Below are 20,460 nucleotides of genomic sequence, written 5' to 3'. Positions count from 1 at the left end.
AGAGAATAGTTTAGGAGCGGTTAAAATGAATAATATAAAAAAATGTTTATATGATTTAAATAATGCTTTTAGAAATTGTATAGATACCAATACTATTAAAGCAACTAGAGCATATATACAAGATAAAATATTAAGTATTTTTACAAATTTATCTGAAGAAGAAAGAAATTTATTAGATATTAGTAAAATAACTGATTCCTTACATATCACTCCTTATTTAAGTAACTTGAATGAATATGTATATGGAATGCCAAATATCACAAATGCACAAATTAGTAAATTGTTTAAAAAAGAAAAAAAATTAAAATTACCTGATTTAACAGTTCAGGATTCAAAGAATGTATATTTAGGTTGGATTGATCAAGCTATAAGAAAATTACTTATAGCTTATAATATGGATGGAAAGTTTGTAGGTATGGCATGTAGAATTTCAAATTTTAATTCTAACAATCCTAATGTATGTACACTTTGTAATCATATAGGTCCTGATAATGAAGTTGCATTTGTTTCACCTGTATGTAAAAAAGCTAATGCTGGAAAAGACTATTATAGATCAATAGGCTTTCATGTATGTTTAGATAGCGAGAAGTGTAATGAGAGGATTGTATCTGTAGAAAAACTTGAGGAAATCTTAAAGGATGTTAATAATATAAAGTAATATTTATATTATTACCTTCGCTTAATCAGTACTGTCGAAAATCAAAAAAATTGACATCTATTTTTTCACATGCTAAAATGGCATTGTTTATCGGAGAGTTAGAAAAAGACCGGATAAGATATTTATCTTATCCGGTCTTTTTTGTCCTTATACTATATTAAAATTGGAGGAATATTATGAATAAAGCTTGGACTTATGTTGTCATAGGTGGATTTTTAGAAGTTTTTTGGGCTCTTTGCTTAAAAAAATCTAATGGTTTCACGAACTTAGGATATACAGCAGTAACTATTATCTTAGTTGTAATCAGCTTCTATCTTTTTTCTAAAGGAATGACCTTATTACCTTCTGGAATAGCCTATACAGTTTTCACTGGAATTGGAGCCATTGGTACAATTGTTTTTGGAATTTTAATTTTAGGTGAAAGTATTAGCTTTCCAAAGATTATTTTTAGCTGTTTATTACTAATAGGAATTATTGGCTTAAAAATAAATTCAAAAGAGGAGGTGTAACAATGGATTGGTTATTTTTAATTTGCTCTGGCTTATGTGAAGTTCTTCTAGTTTATTGCATAAAGAAGTCAGCTGGATTTACTAATAAGCTATGGTCCTTAATTGTTATTTTAGTTGCAGCTAGTAGCTTAACTCTTTTGTCAATGGCCATGAGAACAACTGAAGCTGGAACTGCTTATAGTATTTGGGTGGCTATTGGTTCAGTGGGATCACTTTTATTAGGTGCTTTCTTATTTAATGAGAAACTATCTAAAAAACAAATTTTTTATTTAATCTTAATTATAATTTCAGTAATTGGATTAAAGGTATTCTAAAATACATAATAAATCAAAAAACTATCAATATAACTCTTAGGAGATATATTTTTATATACTTTTTACTTAGAAAACAAAATTCATTATAAAATTATACTAATTAAAATGGCACCAATTATCTAGTAAGGATAGATAGTTAGTGCCATTTATCTCTAAGAATATTCTTATCTATATTCCAGTTAATTTTTCCTGATCTTCTGGATAACGCTCTCCAATAATATGAATATTTGAAATTGCTTGATTTAATTCATATAATTCTTCCTTTGTAAATTTAACATCAGTAGCTCCTATATTCTCTTTCAAACGCTCTAACTTTTTAGTTCCAGGAATAGGAACAATCCATGGTTTTTGATGTAATATCCATGATAATGCAACTTGTGCTGGTGTAGTTCCTTTCTTTGCTGCAACTTCTTTTACTATATCTGCTAATACTAGATTAACATCCATATTTTCCGCATTAAAACGTGGTATAACATTACGGAAATCTGTACTTTCAAATTTAGTGTCCTTATTAATATTTCCTGTTAAAAATCCTTTTCCTAATGGACTAAATGGAACAAATCCAATACCAAGCTCCTCTAAGACTGGTAACAACTCTATTTCTGGATTACGATACCACATAGAATATTCACTTTGTATAGCAGAAAGCGGACAAACTTCATGAGCACGACGAACTGTTTCTACTCCTGGTTCAGAAATCCCCCAATATAAAACTTTTCCTTCTTTTATTAATTCTTTAACTGTACCAGCAACTTCTTCAATAGGAACATCTGGATCAACACGATGTTGATATAATAAATCAATATGATCTGTTTTTAGACGTTTAAGAATACCATCAACTGCTCTTCTAATTGTTTCAGGACGACTATCTAAACTAATAGCCTTTCCACTTTTTCCTGTTCTTTGCCCCTGTAAATCAAACCCAAATTTAGTTGCAATAATAACTTTATCACGATGTGGCTTTAATGCTTCTCCTAAAAGTTCCTCATTTTTGTATGGTCCATATGCTTCAGCTGTATCAAAAAACGTTACTCCTAAATCAACAGCCTGATGAATAAGTTTGATCATATCATTTTTTTCTGGGAATGGTGGGTAGCTTTGAGTCATACCCATACATCCAAGCCCCATAGTAGATACTTCAAGTCCTTGCTTTCCTAATTTTCTTGTCCTCATAAATAATCCTCATCCCTTCATTTCTTATTATTTATATTTAATTTATCTTTTCTTCGCTATAATAAAATTCTAAACCCTTAAGTCAACTTAAGGTCAATAGATAAAACATAAAAATTTTTATAAAAGAAAAAAGCACGAAATTATTTCATGCTCTTTAGTCCGCTTTCTTATCTTCTCTCTTTTTCCAATCATCAACTAACTCTTTTGTAACTGGTTCGCAAATATTATAATAATTATTTATTTTATAATTTGTAACATCAAGACATTCTTGTAATTCCCTCATTCTCTCCTCAATGCTTTCTTTGATTTCTATGAGTATATGTCTTCTTTCAATCTTTGTTGATTCTCCCATCTCTGCAAGACGAATATATTCTATAATTGATTCTATACTTGCTCCAGCCTTTTTAAACTTCATTACAAACTCAATCCAACGTATTGATATCTCATCATAAGCTCTAATTCCTGATGCTGTTCTTGGAACTTTTGGAATTAAGCCAATTCTTTCATAATAACGTAGATTATCAATAGATACTCCTGTTAATTCAGATACTTCCTTTATTGTCATTTGCTTTCCCCTCCATACTAAATAACAATATTAATATTTTATATATAATTCATTTTTTTAAAAGCATGTATTAAAAATTCTTCTGCTAAACTTTCACTTTTAATATGCTTTATTGCATCTTTAAAGGTAAACCATTGTGCTTTATCAATCTCATCATTAATTTGACTTAAATCATCACTATCTACTGTACAAATAAAGTTACACATTAGTGTATTAGTTTTTTCATAATATTTGCTCTTCATATATTGATAATCTTTAATATTAAGACCTGTCTCTTCTTTTACTTCTCTTACTAAAGTTTGTTCTGCATCCTCACCTTTATTGATATATCCTGCTACAAGTATATTATCTACTCTTCCATACTGCTGTATAAGCAACACTTTATTTTTATCAGGATTTAAAATAATCGCACTTATAGCTGAACTAAAACCAGGAAAACGAAACATTTTACATTCATTACAATATGGAACTTCTCCCTCATTATTACATCGTTTATTTATTAATTTATTTCCACACTGAAAACAATAACTCATATTATTACTCCCTTTACATCTATATAATTTTATAATTATCCTATTTATAAGATTCTTAGATTTACATATCTTAAAATTGAATACATTATAAATCCTTCCGTAAATCATTTTTCTTTTCCTTTAATATTATAGTCTCATTCTATTATAAACTAAATAACAAAAACCTCATTTATTTATGATACGCTTCTCCGTAAATATTTTAAGTGAGGTTTTTCAATCTTTATTTATATATATCTGTGCTATTTTTGAAGATCCTTATTTAAAAGAAATATATTTTCTATTTCATTTCCTTCTTCATCATAATATTTTGCTTGTGCTCCTGTTATATATCCTTCCTTGTCTCTATCAAGTACACTCCCTTGAATCTTTAATAAGGCTTCTTCATTCATAGGTAAGTTTACTTCTTTTGTTTCATAGTCTCTTTCTCATACTATTTTTACTTTCATCTTTATCACTCTCCTTTATAACATTAGTATGCTTCAATAAAATCTAAAAAATAATAAACTTGTTTCATTTATTATTTTTGATATATATTATTAATTCTTTAATTAGCCTATTTATTTATAAAGTTAGTATTAGTATAATCAAATAAAAAACTATGGGGGAAATATATATGAGTAATATAAAAGTAATTATTATGGATGTGGATGGTACATTAACTAATAGTAAAAAAGTAATTACCCAAAAAACTAAGGACGCTTTAATTAAAGCACAAGAAGCAGGAGTTCTCCTAATTCTAGCATCAGGAAGACCTACATCTGGCTTAATAGATTTGTCTAGAGAATTAAAAATGGATGAAAATCATGGTCTTTTAGTTTCCTTTAATGGTTCTAAGGTCGTTGATTGTCAGACCAATGAAGTTTTATTTAATGAAACAATGAGTATTGAAGACGGACAAGCAGTGCTTGAGCATATGAAGAAATTTGATGTTAAACCTATGATTGATAAAGGTAACTATATGTATGTTAATGATGTTTTCAACAATCAGATACATTATAAAGGCGAGACTTTAAACATAATCCAATATGAATCTCGTGGTGGTAAATTCAAGTTATGTGAAAAGGATGATTTAGCAGCCTTTGCTGACTATCCATTAAATAAAATTTTAACTGCTGGAGATCCTGAATATCTACAGGCAAATTACAAAGAAATGATGGAACCATTTAAAGATACTTTAAGTTGTATGTTTACAGCACCTTTCTACTTTGAATTTACTGCTAAAGGAATTGATAAGGCTAAAGCTTTAGATACTGTACTAATTCCTATGGGATATAAAAAAGAAGAAATGATTGCTTTTGGAGATGGTCATAATGATGCCTCAATGGTTAAATATGCTGGCATTGGAGTAGCTATGGATAATGCGGTAGATGCTTTAAAGGCTATAGCTAATGAAGTAACTTTATCTAATGAAGAAGATGGTATTGCTCATACACTAAGTAAGCACTTAAAGAATATAGATGTTTTAAATCATTCTTTCGCTTAAAACAGTAAAATTTAACAAAATATTGTAAAATGTTCATGAAGTGATCTTCATGAACATTTTTAGTAAATTAACCAACTTAACTGAAAATGAAAATACATTAGTCGGCTATATGCATGATAATCCTGAATCCTTTGTAAGAATGAGTGATCTTGAAATTAGCAAGTCTTACTTAATTTCAACTTCAACTATTTATAGATTTTGCAAGAAATTAAATTTATCAGGACTATCAGAATTAAAAGTACAAATTACTTACTTCATAATGGTTATATAATACTTTAAAAAATTAACCTAAAATATAAGAAAGATTAAAATTAGATTGAAAATTAACTTCTTTTATTAATTTCCTCTGTTATTAATAATTTTGAAATATACATGGCTCTTATTATTTTATTGAAACGACTGTAATTAGATGTACCCTCTTCAAATTTTGATTGTGCTTTTTCACATTTACTAATAATTGAAGATACAGGTGTAAGTGCTTTTGTTAATTCTTCCTTTGTATATTTGCCCATAATACCCTCATTTGTTATTAATGACCTTGAAATGTATAGGGCTTTTAATCTATTCTTGAGTAATGTGTGTTGTGATGTACCCTCTACAAATTTAGGATGCATTTTTTCACATCTACTAATAGTAGACGATACAACTTTTAGTACGTCCTTCGATTCCTCTCTTTTATACTTTTCCATACGCCTTCCCCTTCTGAAACTATTTGTTTTATTACATTAATTAACTATACTATATTATACATTATAAAATTTTCATAAATTAAGACTTAATATCTTTAGTTCACTCTTCTTTTCTTGCATCATCTTTACAAATATATTGTATTCCAATAAATATAAGATTTATTAACTCAGTTAGTGTCTTACGCTGTGATTCATTTGAATCTATATAATACTAATTTTTTGTCCCTTTTGTATTCATATTTACAATTTTTGAAAAAGAATAATCATTAATTTAAACAACTTAACTATAAGTTAAATTATTAAAATGTAGACTTTATTCAAATGAATCCTTTGAATATGTTAGATCAACCTGTGCTAAATACTGTAACTCTATAGTCCAGTCTAGCCAATCCTTATTTAATTTGTTTTTTAAATTAAAACATCTAAAATTTCTTTAGGCTCTTTTAGCTTATAAGTTGCCTCTATGCATTCTGAATCATTTGCTCCCCATAATGCTAGTGCAGAATCAACACCTGCATTTTTAGCACATTGCATATCATAAATTGAATCACCAATGTAAATTACATTGCTTCTTTTAACATTAGCTATTTCTAAATATTTTTCCATAGGATCTCCATTTGGTTTATGCTTCTTAGTATCATCAGCGCAAACTACTACATCAAAGTATGGATGTAATCCAAATTTTAAAAAGTCATCTTCATATTCCTTTTTTGTCTTAGATGTTATAATTCCTAGTTTTATTCCATTTGACTTTAAAGCTTGTACTATCTCTCTTACTTGAACAAAGAGAACTATTTCATCAGCATAGTCACTTAAATAGTTATTCCACTTTTCCTCTACTCCTTTTAAATCTTCAATATCTAACTTTTCTAAAGTGTTTTTCCCTGGAATACCTAATGAAAATCTTAATTCATCTAACTTTTTTCTTATGCCTTTCTCTTCTAATACAACTCTTTGCAATGATTTTAAAACAGCACTCTCTGAATCTATTAAAGTCCCATCAATATCAAATACTACATGTGAATATCTCATATAATCTCCCCCTTTTAATTTTTACTCTCAATTAAATCAATGGCAATTTTGCCCAGTCCATACTCATAGTCACAAATAAATTCATCAGATAAAATAAGCTCTGGCATTACTTCTTGTGGAATCCTAAGCTTGCAATAATCTATTATATCTTCTAATCTATCTGATATAAATGAATTATTATATATGACTATTAAATTAGGGTTTACTAAGGCTATATATGATTGAATTATTTTTCCATAATATTCAACAACATTAATTCCATGAAACCCATTTTTACAATAACTTAGATTATTATCATCTATAGGAAGGTAATGTATCTCTCCAGCAAAGCTAGCTGCACCTTTCCAGACATTGCCGTTAAAAATCATTCCTGCACCTACTCCATTGTCACCCATATATATGTTAACAATTACTTCATCATCTTTATTATCATGTTTTTCCCAGTATCCATTAATTGCAACATTCATATCATTTTCTACTTCTATAGGTATATTATATTTCTCTGTAAAATATTTAATAATATCTACCTCTTCTAACTCTTTATATTCTAAATATGATTCTACTTTTCCATTAGCAACATTACTTGCAATACCAATTACTATACTTGCTAACTGACAATACTTAGATTTTGTTAAAGATACTAAGCTATCGATTTCTTCAACTATACTATTTTTTAATACTACAGCCCCAGAATCTATTTTTCTTCTGCAGAAATCATTTAATATCCAATTTATTTTATTACCTTCTAAATATAATAATAAAGAAACTGCATACATTGGATTAAGACCATATCTTTTTGCACATCTTCCACCCAATGAGCTTTTTAAACCTACCTCAATTACTTCTTCTTTTTCAATTAAATACTCTATGATTGTACTAACAGTTGGAAAGCTTAACCCTGCATACTTAGCTATATCTGTTTTACTCATAGCTTCATTCTCTTTTAGCACTTCATAGATATTTTTAATATTTAAACTTTTTATAGTCACTGAATTTGCCATATATCTTAAATCCCCCCAAACTTTTTAAAATAGTTTTAAAAAGTATTTTAATAATTTAATTAAAACAGTTTTTACTTTAATTGTCAATAAAAAACTCTTACCTTTTTTTTTAATAAAGGTAAGAGTTCTACTTTTATAAGTGATAATATATATTTAAATTATCTTCTATATCTAGCACTTTAATTTTAAAGCTACCCAATAAAGTTAAATTTAATCTATTAATTATTTTTTGCTTTATATATTATTATTATATCCAATAATAACTATCTCCTTAACAACTATCTCTTATATTTATAATAGTTATAACATAGATTTTTATTATTTTTAAAATAGAAGAGTGTCCACTTTATGAACACTCTTCCTCTTTGAATTCTTCAGGAACATACTTTACTAAAGCACAATTTTTAGTAACAAGTTCAGTATCTAGAATCCTTCCCCCTTCAAACTTAGCTATCTTATTTCTCCAAATTTCATTTTGTCTATAATAATCATCTTTAATTTTTGAAAATTTGTGGTTCTTCTCAAACACATGATACCCAAAGTCAAGCTCTTCACTTACCCTAAGTTCCCCTTCTAAACATTTTTCACTCATCCAAAGGTTTATCTGAAAGGTATGGCTTGTATTATTTTTAATCTGAAAGTCTCCATAGTTATAAAATATAGTAGCACCACTCCCAAAAGGAAGTACTCTGCCATTATCAGGGAATGGATCAAAGCCATGATGGTGTCTCTCTATTACAGTAAGAGGACTATGTATTGTAAGCCAATTTAAAAGATTTGCAATTTGGCACAATCCTCCTCCAATTCCTGGCCTTGCTTCACCAAAACAAAGCTCCATCCCTTTAAGATATCCTTTCTTTTTTGTTGGAAGTCCAACTAATTTACAAAATGAAAAAACTTCACCTGGTCTTATGATAATTCCATCTATCTCTTTTATAGCTATCTTTAAGTTTTCAACCTTATTAAGCTGTAGCTGTCTATCGCTATCCCCTAATTTTCTAATTAAAACTGATTGATGCTTTTTAACTCTATATGGTAGTTTATTAAAGTCTCTCTCCTTAGCAAACTTTATAGAACTAAAATGCCACTGCTTGTATCTAAGTATACGTCTATACCAAACAGCTAAAAAATAAAATATTGGTCCCCTTTGACTTAATAACTTCTTTTGCATTTTAATCTCCCCATCAACCTATTATCTCTACGACTATTATGAATAATATATTCTAATTCACATCTTTACATTTTACAATATTATGGATGTTATTGCAATAATAGTATATTCAGAATTATTATGTACTCATTTTAATATCTTATGTAAAAACTCTCCTTATTTAGGGTACAGTTCTCCGTATAGATTAGTAAATGAGGTTTTTTACTAATCTTCCTTTTGATTTATTAAACTGTTATCATTATAGAACCTCAAACTTCTTTATTTAACTTATCTATAACTATCAATTACTCTACATCTCTATTTTATACTGTAAATTAATACATCAATAGCATAAAATAAACCTTATTCATTATCTCTGCATAATTTACTATATAAAAAAAGATGTTACTTTTTTAGCAACATCTTTTTACTTAATCTACATATTAAAAATTATATCCTATTTAATCTAATTACTTACTTTTTCATTTCCAATAAACTCATCAACAATTTCTCCTGAAGCAGTATCAAAGTCAATACTATATTCACCTTTTACGTTTGCCCCATACTTATTCTTACTTTCATATCTTCCTTTTATAGTACATATAGTTCCATCTTCATTAAAACTATATTTAGAAGGAGAACGCAAGTTAGGGGTAGTATAATTTAAATTCTTTTTAATATAACTTTTTGCTTCTCTTTCGAATTTCTTTGCCATGTCAGCTTCTTCAAGTCCTATTACTGCTGCTTCCACAGCTTCATCAAACGTTGATATTTCTTCCTCTGTTATATTGTACTTTTCAATCTCTTCTTCTGTTAATACAACATTAGCATCTTTTCCCGCTTTTTTAACTCTAGATTTAGCATTTAATATATTAGCTCTTTCTCTATCTTTCTGCTTTTGCTCTGCTTCTATTTTTTTTTGCTCCTCTAACTTAGCTTGTTGTTCTTGCTTTATTTTTTGTTCTTGGTCATATTCTCTTGATGTTTTAGCAAAACCTACAGGTATTACAATGAATAATACCACAGCAGATACTATTGCCACTATATTTTTTCCTTCTTTTAGACAATCTTTAGGATCTTTGTACTTTCCTTTTAATTTAAATAAGTATCTTACTACAAATACTGATGCAACACACCAAGCTACAAAGGCTCCTAGAGCTACAATTGCCGAGAATATAACTATCCCTAAACAGAACTTTAATATTGTTTTCATTTTTGAATCCCCCTCTTGATTCCCTTTTAATAACCCTCTTAATCTTCCAATTTAAATATTAACTTTTTGTAAATAAATTTTACCATCTTGCTATTCCATTGTAAATACAAATCGTAATAAATCTAAAATTGTGGTTTTATGTCACTTTTATCGCTTTTTCGATTTTTTATTTTTCGTAATTTAGACTATTTAATTATATAAAATGGAGTTATTCCATAAGAAATATTTAACTCATAGAATATTAGCCATACTCTTTATTATATTGCTGATATGTAATAATATATCCTGCTATATTTTACTTATATTTTTCATGTAAAGTAAGAATCTACTTACAAAAAAAACAGTTTCTCCATTTAAACTATAATAATATATGCTCATTAATATATATTTATTAAAAAGACCATGTAAAAACATGGTCTCTTACTTGAATAATCACTTAATTGTTAAATATCTTTTTATAAAGACAAATCTCTTTTTGAGAAAATATATATCCCTGCTCCGTAGAGAACTATAGCTACAGATAGTAAAACTAATATTGGAGTTACTATCTTCTCTCCAGCAATAATATCTCCTGTATTAAAGAATGTGAAAAGAGTAAAATACTTTAGATTTTCAAGCTTGCCTCCCATATTAGCTAAAGCTTGTAATAAATAAAATAGTACTGGTACCCCTGCTCCAATTGTAAAGTAAAGCTTAGTGTCATTGCTTATGCATGATGCAAAGAAACATATACCACTTACTGCAACATGAAGAAAATATAAAACTACATTCATAAGAATAAAAGTTTTAACATCTAATGCTCCACCGTGAAGAATATTACAGGAAAATATTATTAATCCTGATGCATATATAAGTAACACAGCACTAGCTAGCCACATAAATACTGCTTGAGTTAAAGCAATCTTAACTCTCTTATTTGGTGTAGCTAATAAATATGCCATAGAACCTCTGTCAACATATGATGCTATTAGCTTATTTCCAAGTATTATAATACAGATTATTGGGAACATAAGAATTATTAATCCGTATAAATAATTTGCGATATATTCAGTAAGATTAGCCCCTACTGACGCCATACCAAAAGCCTTCATAAGCTCTGGCATACTTTTAGCCATTTCTTCAAAGGCACTAGTAGTTGTAGGGTCATACATATAAACAACACTTACAGAATACAAAGTTAAAATTGCAAAAAATAGAAGTATAATTTTATAATTTGATTTTATATCTCTCTTAAATAATGTTAAACTAATCATTACTTTCCCCTCCATAAAAATGCATAAACAACTCTTCTAAACTTTGAGTTCTCATATCAAGGCTTGTTACTGAATATTTACTTAAAGCTTTTATGAAAGGATTTATATCACCTTTTACTGCTACAGTTACAACATTACCTATAACTTCTTTTATTTTCAAATTTTCCTTAGTAAACTCCTTAGCCATTTCATCATTTGAGAATGTAATTACATAAGTTTTATGCTTTGAATCAGATAAAGTCTTCATATTTTCTACTGCAACAACATGCCCATCTTTAATGATAGCTGTCCTATCACAAGTCTTTTCCACTTCATCAAAAAGATGTGAAGACATAAATATTGTTTTTCCTTTTTCTTTTTCTGATAGAATAAGTTCTACAAATTTATTTTGCATTAGTGGATCTAATCCACTTGTTGGTTCATCTAGAATTAATATATCAGGGTTATTCATAAATGCACATACGATTCCTATTTTTTGCTTCATTCCCTTAGACATCTTCTTAATCTTACCTTTTGGATCTAATTCAAATATTTTAATTAATTCTTCAGCCCTACTAAAATCCTTTAAGCCTTTCATATCAGCTATAAAATGAATAAATTCAAGTCCTGTCATATCATCCATAAAAGCAATCTCTCCTGGAAGATACCCTAGATTATCCTGAATCTTATAGCTTTCCTTGCTACAATCTATTCCATCTATTAAACACTTACCTCTGCTTGGAAAAATAAAGCCCATTAAATGTCTTATAGTTGTAGTTTTCCCTGCACCATTAGGTCCTAAAAACCCAAAAACCTCGCCCTTTTTTACAGTGAGATTAACATCAAAAATACCTTTATTATTTCCATAATCTCTTGTAAGGTCTTTAATCTCAATTATATTCACCTTAAATATTCCTCCTTATAACTATTTCTTTTAAAGAAATCTAACATCTTAATATATCCTTCTTCAAGGTCATTTAAATCTAGAGGTTGACCCTTACATTTTTCTTTCATATAGCCTTCCACGCACCAAGTTATCATATTAAATAACTCCTCAATATCTATATCATCTTTAAACTTATTTCTGTCTAAGTTTCTTAAAAAATTATTATCTCTAAACTGTATCATAGAACTATTTCTTTGTGCTATATCTGCTACTACTTCTTGTTCATCTTCATAATAAGCCCTTACCATAAAACTAAATAAATAAGGATGCTTTTCAAATACCCCTAGTTTACATTTTGCACCTTGTAAATATAACTTAAAGAAATCTGTTTCATTAAAAATACTCTCTTTATTAGCAACTTCTAAAATTAAGTTTGTTCCATAATCATATAAGTATAAATAAAATTCTTTTTTGTTATTAAAATAATGAAATAATAAGGACTTAGATATGCCTGCTTCTGCTGATATTTCTGACATAGGTGACTTCTTATACTTATTCTCTGAAAATACTCTATAACCCGCATCAATAATAGCCTTTTGCTTTTCATTTGGTAGATTAAAAAACTTTTGATTCAAGACTCTCACCCTTTCATTTACCGTATCGGTTAATATAATTGTATTCCCGTTGACCGTTTTAGAGAAGACCTAATAAGTAAAGAATCTTACTATTCTTTTTTGAAATTTTATAGTCTTCTTTTTAATTATTTTACTCTTTATCTGATTGTTTATTTTCTAAACTTTTCTTTTTTCTATTTCTTTTTAAATGAAAATTCATATTATTATTTCTTAAAAATGGGTTATAATATAAATATAACCAATTGGGTTGTATTTATAAATTATGCATGATATAAACTAACCAAATAATTATACTAAGAAAACAATAATTTTTTTTATACATTAAGATATACATTTATGGGGGTAAATTATATGAGTAAAGATAATGCTAAAAAGGAAAGCGGTTGCTATTTTCCACTTTTTACAGGAATGGGACTCGTATTTGGTATGATATTTGACCAATTAGCACTAGGCTTGTGTTTCGGTGTCGCAATTGGTCTTGCTTTAGATAATAAAAAGAAAAAATAAATTTAATTTTTTTGTTGGATATAATATAAAGTCCTCTCACTATATAATTCAAATTAGTAGAAAAAGTGGACAATCAATCTGTCCACTTTTAAATCTCTACATATCAACATAACTTTAAAACAGAGCATAATTTTTATATTATTATTCCTTCAAAATGGTCTATTTCATGCTGAATAATCTGTGCAGTAAACCCAGTAAATATTTCTTTGTGTTTCTTAAAGTTTCTATCAAGATATTCTACCTCTATTGTTTCATATCTAATTGTTTTTCTAAAACCTGTTAAAGATAAACAGCTTTCTTCTGTCTCATAACTCTTTTCTTTCTTTAATATAACTGGATTCACCATAGGCACTATAATATTACCTACACTAAATACTAATATACGCTTTTTTACTCCGATCATATTAGCAGCCATGCCAACACAATGTTCTAAATTTAATCTTAATGTATCTACTAAATCATCAATAACTGATACATCACTTTTTGTTGCTGATTCTGACTTTTGCCCTAAAAATAATACATCCCTTACAACTGGTCTTATCATCCTTGTTCCAACCTTTCTATTTGACTAAGTAATTTTAGTCATATAAATCTTCATTTTAATTTTCACCTATCTTCTGAATTGAAAGCAACCTTTGCTTACCCTCCTAGGCTCAATCCTTCATTAAGTTCATTTTTAAAGATATTGCAGAAATAGAATATCCATTTTATAAAACATAATGTGATAACTTCCTCTCAGAAGAACTAAATGTATTAAACATGTTTTTATTTTATTTCTACATCTTCAAATATTGTGTTTGCTGTTATCCATTGATCCATTCTTACATGAGTTACTATAAGAAATAATCCAAATGTTATTATACTTAATAACCACCAAAATAACCAATGAAATATTAACTCTCTAGGTTTACCTATAAACTTTAACCTTTTTCCACAAATAACTGTATGATGGCTTTTCACTTTATATTCCATGCATAATGCCCATGGATATCCTATGCCCAAAGTCAAAGCACATATTAAAACAAATTTTATTTTTAAGATAATATAATCTTTAACCCGTTTATCAAAATATGAATCATACTTTATTTTGTTTTCTATTATAGATGAACATATCTTCATGTCTATCACCTCAATAACCTTTATATGCTCTTTTTTCACTAATTATTTAACTAAATTTTCTTTTACATTTAACATTCTAACAGTATTTTTATTTGCTTTATTTTTTTAACTTTATTTTTAATAAATATTTAAATTCATATTCATAAGCTTTACAGATTTAACTTATTAATATTAAAATTTTATATTATTTATTTTTAAAATATAAAATTAACTTCAGCTAATAAAATCTTTAATTAAAAGAAAAAAAATACTATACTTAAATAATGAAAGTAAATATTGCATTTATATATAAATGCAATATTTAGTACAAGCAATATACCGTCGAATATGAAATATCAAATTGAGGAGTTTATATATGAGAAAAAAAGATATACTTGAGTTAAAAAAGCGTTTCAAAAAAGATTACTGCACATTCAGCAAAATGTGTGGTTGCTATGTTAATGGAGAAAAAAATACTATTTTAAAATTTAGAGAAACATTTCTAAATTTAGATGAGGATGAATACTTTAAATATTTAGAAATTGCTAAAAAAGTCTTATCTGGAACTATAGGCAACAACATTTTAGAGCTTAACTTTCCACTTAACGAAGATCTTATAAACGAAAAACAAATTTCACTCATGCAACTTAAAAACAGTCAACTAAATGATGATACTTTACTTGATGATTTTTATAAGTCTATCATAGATAGTTATGATTATACAGGTAATTTCTTAATACTTATTTTTAATGACTCTTATGATGTTCTTACAAAAACTAAAGATAATCAAAAAATAGACGAGTCTGAAGAAGTTTATGAATATGTTTTATGTGCACTATGCCCTGTAGAACTTTCAGAGCCTGGACTTAGATATTTTGAAGAAGAAAATAGTATAAAAGCACGTATTAGAGATTGGATAGTTAAGCCACCAATTAATGGTTTTGTATTCCCTGCATTTATTGATCGTAGTTCAGATGTTAACTCTATTATGTATTACACAAAAAATGCAAAGGATACACATCCTGAATTAATGGAAAATGCTTTAGGTTGCTACTCAAAACAGACTGCTACTATACAAAAAGAAACATTCCAATCAATTATTAAAGACTCTTTTGGTGCTAATGAAAAGAAGGCTGATAAAGTTTTTATGGATATACAAGATAATCTAAATGCTATGGTAGAAGAGTATAATGAAATGTATGACGATACAGACTCAGAACCTATAAGTTTAAAAAATAAAGATATCCAAAATCTTTTAATAGAAAGTGGAGTTCCAGAAGAAATTACTACTAAGATTGAAAAATCCTATGTAGAAAGCTTTGGTGATGATATTCCTCTAGCAGAAAATTTAATTGATTCAAAGATACTTAAGGCAAATGAGCAAAGAAAAAAGGAAGAACACCTAAAAAAGCAAGTAGAAGTACTTCAAACTAGACTTGAACAAGTTAAACAAGAGGTTGCTGTAGATAATGAAGCTACCCCATCTGCAGAAATTGATGATACTGTAGTTTCAGAAGAAGTTTCAGAAACTAATCTAGAAGATAATTTAGAAAAAGATTCAAAAAATAATGAAGAAATTTCTAATACAGATTCAGAAGAAATCTTAGAAAATAATGAAGAAGCTCCTGATACAAACTTAGAAGATAGTAATATTGATTCTGATTATGATGTTATACTTCAAGTTAAACCTGAAAAAATACCTGAAATAAAATCTCAAGTAATTGATGGACAAAAATGTATAGTTATTCCTATCAATGATGATGAACAAGCTAAAGTTAATGGCTTAGATGACTTGATTTAAGTTATATTAATTTAGGCTGTATTTAAATATAGTTTTTATTTTTAAATGCAATCTACTGAAAAATGCTAACAAACAAAAAAAGCTCAACAAATTCGCTGAGCTTTTTATTCCTATTATTTTAATATTATGAAATGGTTATGATATATTAGATTAATATCAATTCTATCTATTCTTCTAATATATCATTTCTGTATTCTAAAATATCTCCAGGTTGGCATTTCAATTCTTTGCAAATTGCATCTAAAGTTGAAAACCTAATTGCTTTTGCCTTTCCATTTTTCAATATAGAAATATTAGCCATTGTTATTCCAACCCTCTCTGAAAGTTCTGTTACGCTCATTTTCCTTTTAGCAAGCATAACATCAAGATTAATTATAATCGCCATATTATTCACCTCAGACCGTTAAATCATTTTCTGATTTTATATCTATGACATTTTTTAATAGCTTTTGAAGAACAGCAGCAAATATCCCAATCACAAAAGCTGCAAAAACAACAACCATTCCTATTACTATAATACCAGGAGCATCCTCTTTATCAGCTATGATATATAATAATGGTAGTCCTAATACATACAAGATGCTGATTGTCATCGCACAGTATTTTATATTTTTTAAAGCTTTTACAGATAAATATGAGAAAGCTTCATTTTTATCAATATAGCTTAAAATTCTTAAAGCCTGATACAGCGCAATGAAAAATGGTATCGCTGATACATATACAACTATTATAAAATGATACAAATCTCTATTTATTTCTGACGCTTTATTTGCTATTCTAGGCAACAAAAATATACATAACCCAAGAGCTATAATTCCAATAAGAAAAACAACTGCCTTTAAAAATAGCGTTTCTCGTTTCATAAAAAGCACCTCACTTCTAAATTTCTATATATAGAATAACCTTATTTTTATCGTTTTGCAATAAATAGTTATTAAAATTTATTATTTATTTATCGACATATTCCATCTTTCTAAAAAAGAAAAGCACTTATAACTAAAATAATAGTGCTTTTCTCTTAATTAAATCTCTACTTTAACATTTCTAATTTTTCATAACATAAATTACGAAATAGCTGACAATATTTATCAAATCCACTATGTCCAATTATATATATGTTTGGCATATATCTCATTCTCTTTTTTGAATATGCAATACGCTCAATTCCATTATCTAATGCTGTATGGTTGCTAAGTGCTATTTGAACATTTTTATTTTTAGCCTCTTCCATAAAATAGTCTAATGACTTCATATAAATAATAATATCATCTAAATTAGCTGGTGGATTAGAACCTCCCCATAAAGCAGCCCAATATGTTTTATTATCTTCTGTTACATTAAATATAAAACTAAGTCCTCCTGGTGTATGTCCTGGTGTATCATATACAAAAATCACTTTATCACCAAGAATTATCTTATCACCATCTTGAACATAAACATCAATATTATAATCTTTATATGTTTCAGGCCTATTTCTTTTAATGGGTTCATCTCTCCAAAAAATATCATCTCTTTTAGATAAATATGTTTTAGCATTATATTTATTTACAATCCACTTTCCACATCCTGTATGGTCTGCATGTCCATGCGTTATTACTAACTTTTTTATAGATTTTGGATTCCATCCTATATCTTTAATTGCATATATAATTGCCTCAAAAGCTTCTTTGCATGGCCAAATTGCATCTATTACAATTAATCCTTCACTTGATTTTAATACAAAGCAATTTGTTTCTTTTTGTGCAATAATAAGCAAATCGTCAAATATAAGTGCATGTGTGAAATAAGACATGTCCTCCATTGCTTTTATTGTTTCTAATGTAATAACTGGTTTTTCTAATCTAAACATTTTTTACTCCTTTAATAATCATTTTTAATTAATCAAAAACGATGTACAAAGTTTCATATTAAACGTTTTATAAAAGTTCCTAAATACAATAAAATTTTGATGAAACTTTTTTCTACGCTCTGTACAACGTTTCACCTATTGATTTGTACAGAGCAAATCCTATTCTTTGGATGCATTTTTAAATATTTTTTCATATTGTTTACCACCAAATCTTTTAATTTATTAATCTTATCTATTAGATTAAATTCTTTAGTTTATCTATCTTTAACTGATGTCCTATAATCAACTATAAAACAATATCCTAATTTCGAAGCATTAATATTGCTTTTAATCTTTTTTCTACATTAATTATCATTTAATCATCATAAATAGTACAACGCTAATCTCACATGACATAATTAATATATTTTTTGTTTCATACTTATTATAAAGTAACTTTATCCAAATAAATATTAAAATACTAGAATATTGCAAAATTATTTTATCTAATTATACACTATAAAACTCTACAGCAGCTTATAATCAATACTTTTACTCTCACCAGAAATCATATTTTTTATATTCACTTTATTCTTTCTAACCTCATCTTCACCAATTAATATTACATTCTTAACACCTATTTTATTGGCATAATTCATCTTTTTCTTTAATGAATCATCTTCAAAATAAACTGTAGTCTTCTTTCCATTTTGCTGAATATATTTCATAACCTCTAATGAATATTCAATTGTATCTCCTATTGGAATTATTAAATAATCTAATTCTTTTTTCATTTCATATTTATCTATAAATCCTATTTCCTTTAAAACAAAGAATAACCTAGTTACACCTATTGATATACCAACTCCGGGTAATATATTATTAGTATAATTTTCAGCTAAATTATCATATCTTCCACCAGAACAAATAGAACCATACTCTTCATTTCCTACTAATATAGTTTCAAAAACAGTCCCAGTATAATAATCTAGCCCTCTTATAATCTTTAAATTTATTTCAAACTCTTCATCACTTATACCTAATATCTCTAATATATAACATACCTTCTTTAACTCTCCTACTCCTTCATTAAAGTCTTTATTTTTAATATTAAGTTTTAAAAGCTCTCCTATTCTTTCTTTATTAGTACCTTTTATATCTAATACTTTATTAATATACTCACTTTTATAAGCTCCTATAAGACTTTCTAATTCATTAGAAAATATCTCCCTGCCTATCTTGTCATACTTATCTATTAATATCATAACCTCATTAGCTTTATCTATTTCTAATTCATCTAGTATACCTTTTAATATTTTTCTATTACTTATTTGAAATCTATAATTACTTAATCCTATGGACTTAAAAGCTTTAGAAGCTAAGCTTATAACCCATGCATCATTATCTATGCTTAACTTTTCCTTACCTATAACATCAATATCACATTGATAAAATTCTCTATATCTACCTTTTTGATTTCTTTCACCTCTATATACTTTTCCTATTTGATATCTTTTAAATGGAAATACTAAATCGTTATAATATTGAGCTACATACCTAGCAAATGGTACTGTTAAGTCAAACCTTAAAGCTAGATTGTTCTTTCCTTTTTGAAAATTATATACTTGCTTTTCTGTTTCTCCTCCCGTCTTTGCAAGTAGTACCTCTGCTTTTTCTATTATTGGTGTATCTATTGCTAAACATCCATTATCTTCGTATACCTTTGTTATTTTAGATACTATATCATTAAATATTTGTTGATCCTTTGGTAGTAGCTCCATAAATCCTGGTAGTATGCTTGGTTTTATAATATTTCTTTTCATCTTAAATCACTCCTAATTATATCTATACACTAAACCTTTTTTATATAACGAAAGCCATGTAGGCATATATCCCACATGGCTCTAAATAAATTATGATTTCACTTAATTTATCATTACCAGAGATACAAGCCTAATGCTAATAGACTTGTATCTGTTTTTTTACAGACCAAGTCTCTAGTAATGATGATGTATTTTGCTTTGTTTAATAATATTAAGTGTTATCATAACTTTCCTCCTAAAATAATATTACTAAATATTATACGCTCAATTTATTTAATATTCAATTCTTATTATAAAAGTTTATAGATTAATTCCAAGATAAACTTATGG

The 20,460-nt window shown here is 27.4% G+C and carries 24 protein-coding genes and 2 pseudogenes; 7 read left to right on the top strand and 19 right to left on the bottom strand.

The features are described from left to right. The first annotated feature begins 25 nt into the window (after nucleotides 1–25). From K5V21_RS01860 to K5V21_RS01850, 3 genes are all read left to right on the top strand, one after another. Nucleotides 26–658 carry a FusB/FusC family EF-G-binding protein gene (locus K5V21_RS01860; protein WP_221858642.1) on the top strand — a complete coding sequence of 211 codons (633 nt, stop codon included), beginning with the start codon at nucleotides 26–28 and terminating at the stop codon, nucleotides 656–658. 176 nt (nucleotides 659–834) lie between these two features. Next, nucleotides 835–1,167, top strand: a complete 333-nt coding sequence (locus tag K5V21_RS01855) for a DMT family transporter (protein WP_221858640.1) — start codon at nucleotides 835–837, stop codon at nucleotides 1,165–1,167. Between the two features lie 2 nt (nucleotides 1,168–1,169). Continuing rightward, nucleotides 1,170–1,481: a DMT family transporter gene (locus K5V21_RS01850; protein WP_221858638.1), complete on the top strand. Its 312-nt coding sequence runs from the start codon at nucleotides 1,170–1,172 to the stop codon at nucleotides 1,479–1,481. A 168-nt stretch (nucleotides 1,482–1,649) separates the two neighbouring features. On the opposite strand, the gene K5V21_RS01845 is transcribed toward K5V21_RS01850, so the two are convergent. The 4 genes and pseudogenes from K5V21_RS01845 to K5V21_RS01830 form a co-directional block, all read right to left on the bottom strand. Then, on the bottom strand, nucleotides 1,650–2,654 hold the full coding sequence (locus K5V21_RS01845; protein ID WP_221858636.1) for an aldo/keto reductase: 1,005 nt from the start codon (nucleotides 2,652–2,654) through the stop codon (nucleotides 1,650–1,652). Nucleotides 2,655–2,808: 154 nt separating this feature from the next. Next, nucleotides 2,809–3,219, bottom strand: a complete 411-nt coding sequence (locus K5V21_RS01840; RefSeq protein WP_221858634.1) for a MerR family transcriptional regulator — start codon at nucleotides 3,217–3,219, stop codon at nucleotides 2,809–2,811. Nucleotides 3,220–3,257: 38 nt separating this feature from the next. Beyond that, nucleotides 3,258–3,752, bottom strand: coding sequence for an NAD(+) diphosphatase (locus tag K5V21_RS01835; protein ID WP_221858632.1), 495 nt, complete (start codon nucleotides 3,750–3,752; stop codon nucleotides 3,258–3,260). A 239-nt stretch (nucleotides 3,753–3,991) separates the two neighbouring features. After that, nucleotides 3,992–4,198 (bottom strand): annotated as a pseudogene (locus tag K5V21_RS01830) (hypothetical protein). 167 nt (nucleotides 4,199–4,365) lie between these two features. Here K5V21_RS01830 and K5V21_RS01825 point away from each other — a divergent pair. Together K5V21_RS01825 and K5V21_RS01820 are read left to right on the top strand one after the other, a co-directional pair. After that, nucleotides 4,366–5,235: a Cof-type HAD-IIB family hydrolase gene (locus tag K5V21_RS01825; RefSeq protein WP_221858630.1), complete on the top strand. Its 870-nt coding sequence runs from the start codon at nucleotides 4,366–4,368 to the stop codon at nucleotides 5,233–5,235. A gap of 49 nt (nucleotides 5,236–5,284) precedes the next feature. Beyond that, complete coding sequence (locus tag K5V21_RS01820; protein WP_221858628.1) at nucleotides 5,285–5,506, top strand: MurR/RpiR family transcriptional regulator; 222 nt, start codon at nucleotides 5,285–5,287, stop codon at nucleotides 5,504–5,506. Between the two features lie 52 nt (nucleotides 5,507–5,558). On the opposite strand, the gene K5V21_RS01815 is transcribed toward K5V21_RS01820, so the two are convergent. The 9 genes and pseudogenes from K5V21_RS01815 to K5V21_RS01775 all read right to left on the bottom strand — a co-directional run bounded on the left by K5V21_RS01815 (nucleotide 5,559) and on the right by K5V21_RS01775 (nucleotide 13,073). Next, on the bottom strand, nucleotides 5,559–5,924 hold the full coding sequence (locus K5V21_RS01815) for a hypothetical protein (RefSeq protein ID WP_221858626.1): 366 nt from the start codon (nucleotides 5,922–5,924) through the stop codon (nucleotides 5,559–5,561). A 313-nt stretch (nucleotides 5,925–6,237) separates the two neighbouring features. After that, nucleotides 6,238–6,306 (bottom strand): annotated as a pseudogene (locus K5V21_RS19735) (hypothetical protein); the annotation flags it as partial. A gap of 26 nt (nucleotides 6,307–6,332) precedes the next feature. After that, entirely contained in the window at nucleotides 6,333–6,956 is a 624-nt protein-coding gene (locus K5V21_RS01805; protein WP_221858624.1) for an HAD family hydrolase, read from the bottom strand. 14 nt (nucleotides 6,957–6,970) lie between these two features. After that, nucleotides 6,971–7,957: an ROK family protein gene (locus K5V21_RS01800; protein ID WP_221858622.1), complete on the bottom strand. Its 987-nt coding sequence runs from the start codon at nucleotides 7,955–7,957 to the stop codon at nucleotides 6,971–6,973. A 346-nt stretch (nucleotides 7,958–8,303) separates the two neighbouring features. Beyond that, nucleotides 8,304–9,128 carry a VanW family protein gene (locus K5V21_RS01795; protein WP_221858621.1) on the bottom strand — a complete coding sequence of 275 codons (825 nt, stop codon included), beginning with the start codon at nucleotides 9,126–9,128 and terminating at the stop codon, nucleotides 8,304–8,306. A gap of 445 nt (nucleotides 9,129–9,573) precedes the next feature. Then, nucleotides 9,574–10,320 carry a hypothetical protein gene (locus tag K5V21_RS01790; protein WP_221858619.1) on the bottom strand — a complete coding sequence of 249 codons (747 nt, stop codon included), beginning with the start codon at nucleotides 10,318–10,320 and terminating at the stop codon, nucleotides 9,574–9,576. 455 nt (nucleotides 10,321–10,775) lie between these two features. Further along, nucleotides 10,776–11,573 carry an ABC transporter permease subunit gene (locus K5V21_RS01785; protein WP_221858617.1) on the bottom strand — a complete coding sequence of 266 codons (798 nt, stop codon included), beginning with the start codon at nucleotides 11,571–11,573 and terminating at the stop codon, nucleotides 10,776–10,778. Further along, nucleotides 11,566–12,456: an ABC transporter ATP-binding protein gene (locus K5V21_RS01780; protein WP_221858615.1), complete on the bottom strand. Its 891-nt coding sequence runs from the start codon at nucleotides 12,454–12,456 to the stop codon at nucleotides 11,566–11,568. Before K5V21_RS01780 ends, K5V21_RS01785 begins: the two co-directional genes overlap by 8 nt. Then, nucleotides 12,453–13,073, bottom strand: coding sequence for a TetR/AcrR family transcriptional regulator (locus K5V21_RS01775; protein WP_221858613.1), 621 nt, complete (start codon nucleotides 13,071–13,073; stop codon nucleotides 12,453–12,455). The genes K5V21_RS01780 and K5V21_RS01775 overlap by 4 nt, the downstream gene beginning before the upstream one ends. A 351-nt stretch (nucleotides 13,074–13,424) precedes the next feature. Here K5V21_RS01775 and K5V21_RS01770 point away from each other — a divergent pair, with 351 nt between their 5' ends. Beyond that, nucleotides 13,425–13,580: a hypothetical protein gene (locus tag K5V21_RS01770; protein ID WP_221858611.1), complete on the top strand. Its 156-nt coding sequence runs from the start codon at nucleotides 13,425–13,427 to the stop codon at nucleotides 13,578–13,580. A 133-nt stretch (nucleotides 13,581–13,713) separates the two neighbouring features. On the opposite strand, the gene K5V21_RS01765 is transcribed toward K5V21_RS01770, so the two are convergent. Both K5V21_RS01765 and K5V21_RS01760 read right to left on the bottom strand, forming a co-directional pair. Then, nucleotides 13,714–14,124: a peptide deformylase gene (locus tag K5V21_RS01765; protein WP_221858608.1), complete on the bottom strand. Its 411-nt coding sequence runs from the start codon at nucleotides 14,122–14,124 to the stop codon at nucleotides 13,714–13,716. A 221-nt stretch (nucleotides 14,125–14,345) separates the two neighbouring features. Then, a complete protein-coding gene (locus K5V21_RS01760) occupies nucleotides 14,346–14,699 on the bottom strand; it encodes a DUF898 domain-containing protein (RefSeq protein WP_221858606.1) in 354 nt (117 codons plus the stop codon). 355 nt (nucleotides 14,700–15,054) lie between these two features. Between K5V21_RS01760 and K5V21_RS01755 the strand changes: the two genes are divergently transcribed. Beyond that, nucleotides 15,055–16,479: a DUF4317 domain-containing protein gene (locus K5V21_RS01755; protein ID WP_221858605.1), complete on the top strand. Its 1,425-nt coding sequence runs from the start codon at nucleotides 15,055–15,057 to the stop codon at nucleotides 16,477–16,479. Between the two features lie 166 nt (nucleotides 16,480–16,645). Here K5V21_RS01755 and K5V21_RS01750 read toward each other — a convergent pair whose 3' ends face one another. From K5V21_RS01750 to hisS, 4 genes are all read right to left on the bottom strand, one after another. Further along, on the bottom strand, nucleotides 16,646–16,864 hold the full coding sequence (locus tag K5V21_RS01750; RefSeq protein ID WP_204593422.1) for a helix-turn-helix domain-containing protein: 219 nt from the start codon (nucleotides 16,862–16,864) through the stop codon (nucleotides 16,646–16,648). A 10-nt stretch (nucleotides 16,865–16,874) separates the two neighbouring features. Next, entirely contained in the window at nucleotides 16,875–17,342 is a 468-nt protein-coding gene (locus tag K5V21_RS01745; RefSeq protein ID WP_221858603.1) for a DUF2975 domain-containing protein, read from the bottom strand. Nucleotides 17,343–17,509: 167 nt separating this feature from the next. Then, nucleotides 17,510–18,328: an MBL fold metallo-hydrolase gene (locus tag K5V21_RS01740; RefSeq protein WP_221858601.1), complete on the bottom strand. Its 819-nt coding sequence runs from the start codon at nucleotides 18,326–18,328 to the stop codon at nucleotides 17,510–17,512. A gap of 506 nt (nucleotides 18,329–18,834) precedes the next feature. Then, a complete protein-coding gene (gene hisS, locus K5V21_RS01735; protein WP_221858598.1) occupies nucleotides 18,835–20,130 on the bottom strand; it encodes a histidine--tRNA ligase in 1,296 nt (431 codons plus the stop codon). Between the last annotated feature and the right edge of the window lie 330 nt (nucleotides 20,131–20,460).

Source organism: Clostridium sardiniense (assembly GCF_019753795.1).
Taxonomy (GTDB): Bacteria; Bacillota; Clostridia; order Clostridiales; family Clostridiaceae; genus Clostridium; species Clostridium sardiniense.
The sequence above is the reverse complement of the archived record's forward strand: the minus strand, read 5'-3'. Positions and strand labels throughout refer to the sequence as shown.

Coding starts and splice junctions, on each gene's coding strand:
- K5V21_RS01745 (WP_221858603.1), bottom strand. CDS start 17,342: ATGAAACGAGAAACGCTATTTTTAAAGGCAGTTGTTTTTCTTATTGGA.
- K5V21_RS01805 (WP_221858624.1), bottom strand. CDS start 6,956: ATGAGATATTCACATGTAGTATTTGATATTGATGGGACTTTAATAGAT.
- K5V21_RS01815 (WP_221858626.1), bottom strand. CDS start 5,924: ATGGAAAAGTATAAAAGAGAGGAATCGAAGGACGTACTAAAAGTTGTA.
- K5V21_RS01820 (WP_221858628.1), top strand. CDS start 5,285: ATGAACATTTTTAGTAAATTAACCAACTTAACTGAAAATGAAAATACA.
- K5V21_RS01855 (WP_221858640.1), top strand. CDS start 835: ATGAATAAAGCTTGGACTTATGTTGTCATAGGTGGATTTTTAGAAGTT.
- K5V21_RS01790 (WP_221858619.1), bottom strand. CDS start 10,320: ATGAAAACAATATTAAAGTTCTGTTTAGGGATAGTTATATTCTCGGCA.
- K5V21_RS01860 (WP_221858642.1), top strand. CDS start 26: ATGAATAATATAAAAAAATGTTTATATGATTTAAATAATGCTTTTAGA.
- K5V21_RS01760 (WP_221858606.1), bottom strand. CDS start 14,699: ATGAAGATATGTTCATCTATAATAGAAAACAAAATAAAGTATGATTCA.
- K5V21_RS01770 (WP_221858611.1), top strand. CDS start 13,425: ATGAGTAAAGATAATGCTAAAAAGGAAAGCGGTTGCTATTTTCCACTT.
- hisS (WP_221858598.1), bottom strand. CDS start 20,130: ATGAAAAGAAATATTATAAAACCAAGCATACTACCAGGATTTATGGAG.
- K5V21_RS01845 (WP_221858636.1), bottom strand. CDS start 2,654: ATGAGGACAAGAAAATTAGGAAAGCAAGGACTTGAAGTATCTACTATG.
- K5V21_RS01765 (WP_221858608.1), bottom strand. CDS start 14,124: ATGATAAGACCAGTTGTAAGGGATGTATTATTTTTAGGGCAAAAGTCA.
- K5V21_RS01840 (WP_221858634.1), bottom strand. CDS start 3,219: ATGACAATAAAGGAAGTATCTGAATTAACAGGAGTATCTATTGATAAT.
- K5V21_RS01785 (WP_221858617.1), bottom strand. CDS start 11,573: ATGATTAGTTTAACATTATTTAAGAGAGATATAAAATCAAATTATAAA.
- K5V21_RS01740 (WP_221858601.1), bottom strand. CDS start 18,328: ATGTTTAGATTAGAAAAACCAGTTATTACATTAGAAACAATAAAAGCA.
- K5V21_RS01835 (WP_221858632.1), bottom strand. CDS start 3,752: ATGAGTTATTGTTTTCAGTGTGGAAATAAATTAATAAATAAACGATGT.
- K5V21_RS01755 (WP_221858605.1), top strand. CDS start 15,055: ATGAGAAAAAAAGATATACTTGAGTTAAAAAAGCGTTTCAAAAAAGAT.
- K5V21_RS01850 (WP_221858638.1), top strand. CDS start 1,170: ATGGATTGGTTATTTTTAATTTGCTCTGGCTTATGTGAAGTTCTTCTA.
- K5V21_RS01800 (WP_221858622.1), bottom strand. CDS start 7,957: ATGGCAAATTCAGTGACTATAAAAAGTTTAAATATTAAAAATATCTAT.
- K5V21_RS01750 (WP_204593422.1), bottom strand. CDS start 16,864: ATGGCGATTATAATTAATCTTGATGTTATGCTTGCTAAAAGGAAAATG.
- K5V21_RS01825 (WP_221858630.1), top strand. CDS start 4,366: ATGAGTAATATAAAAGTAATTATTATGGATGTGGATGGTACATTAACT.
- K5V21_RS01795 (WP_221858621.1), bottom strand. CDS start 9,128: ATGCAAAAGAAGTTATTAAGTCAAAGGGGACCAATATTTTATTTTTTA.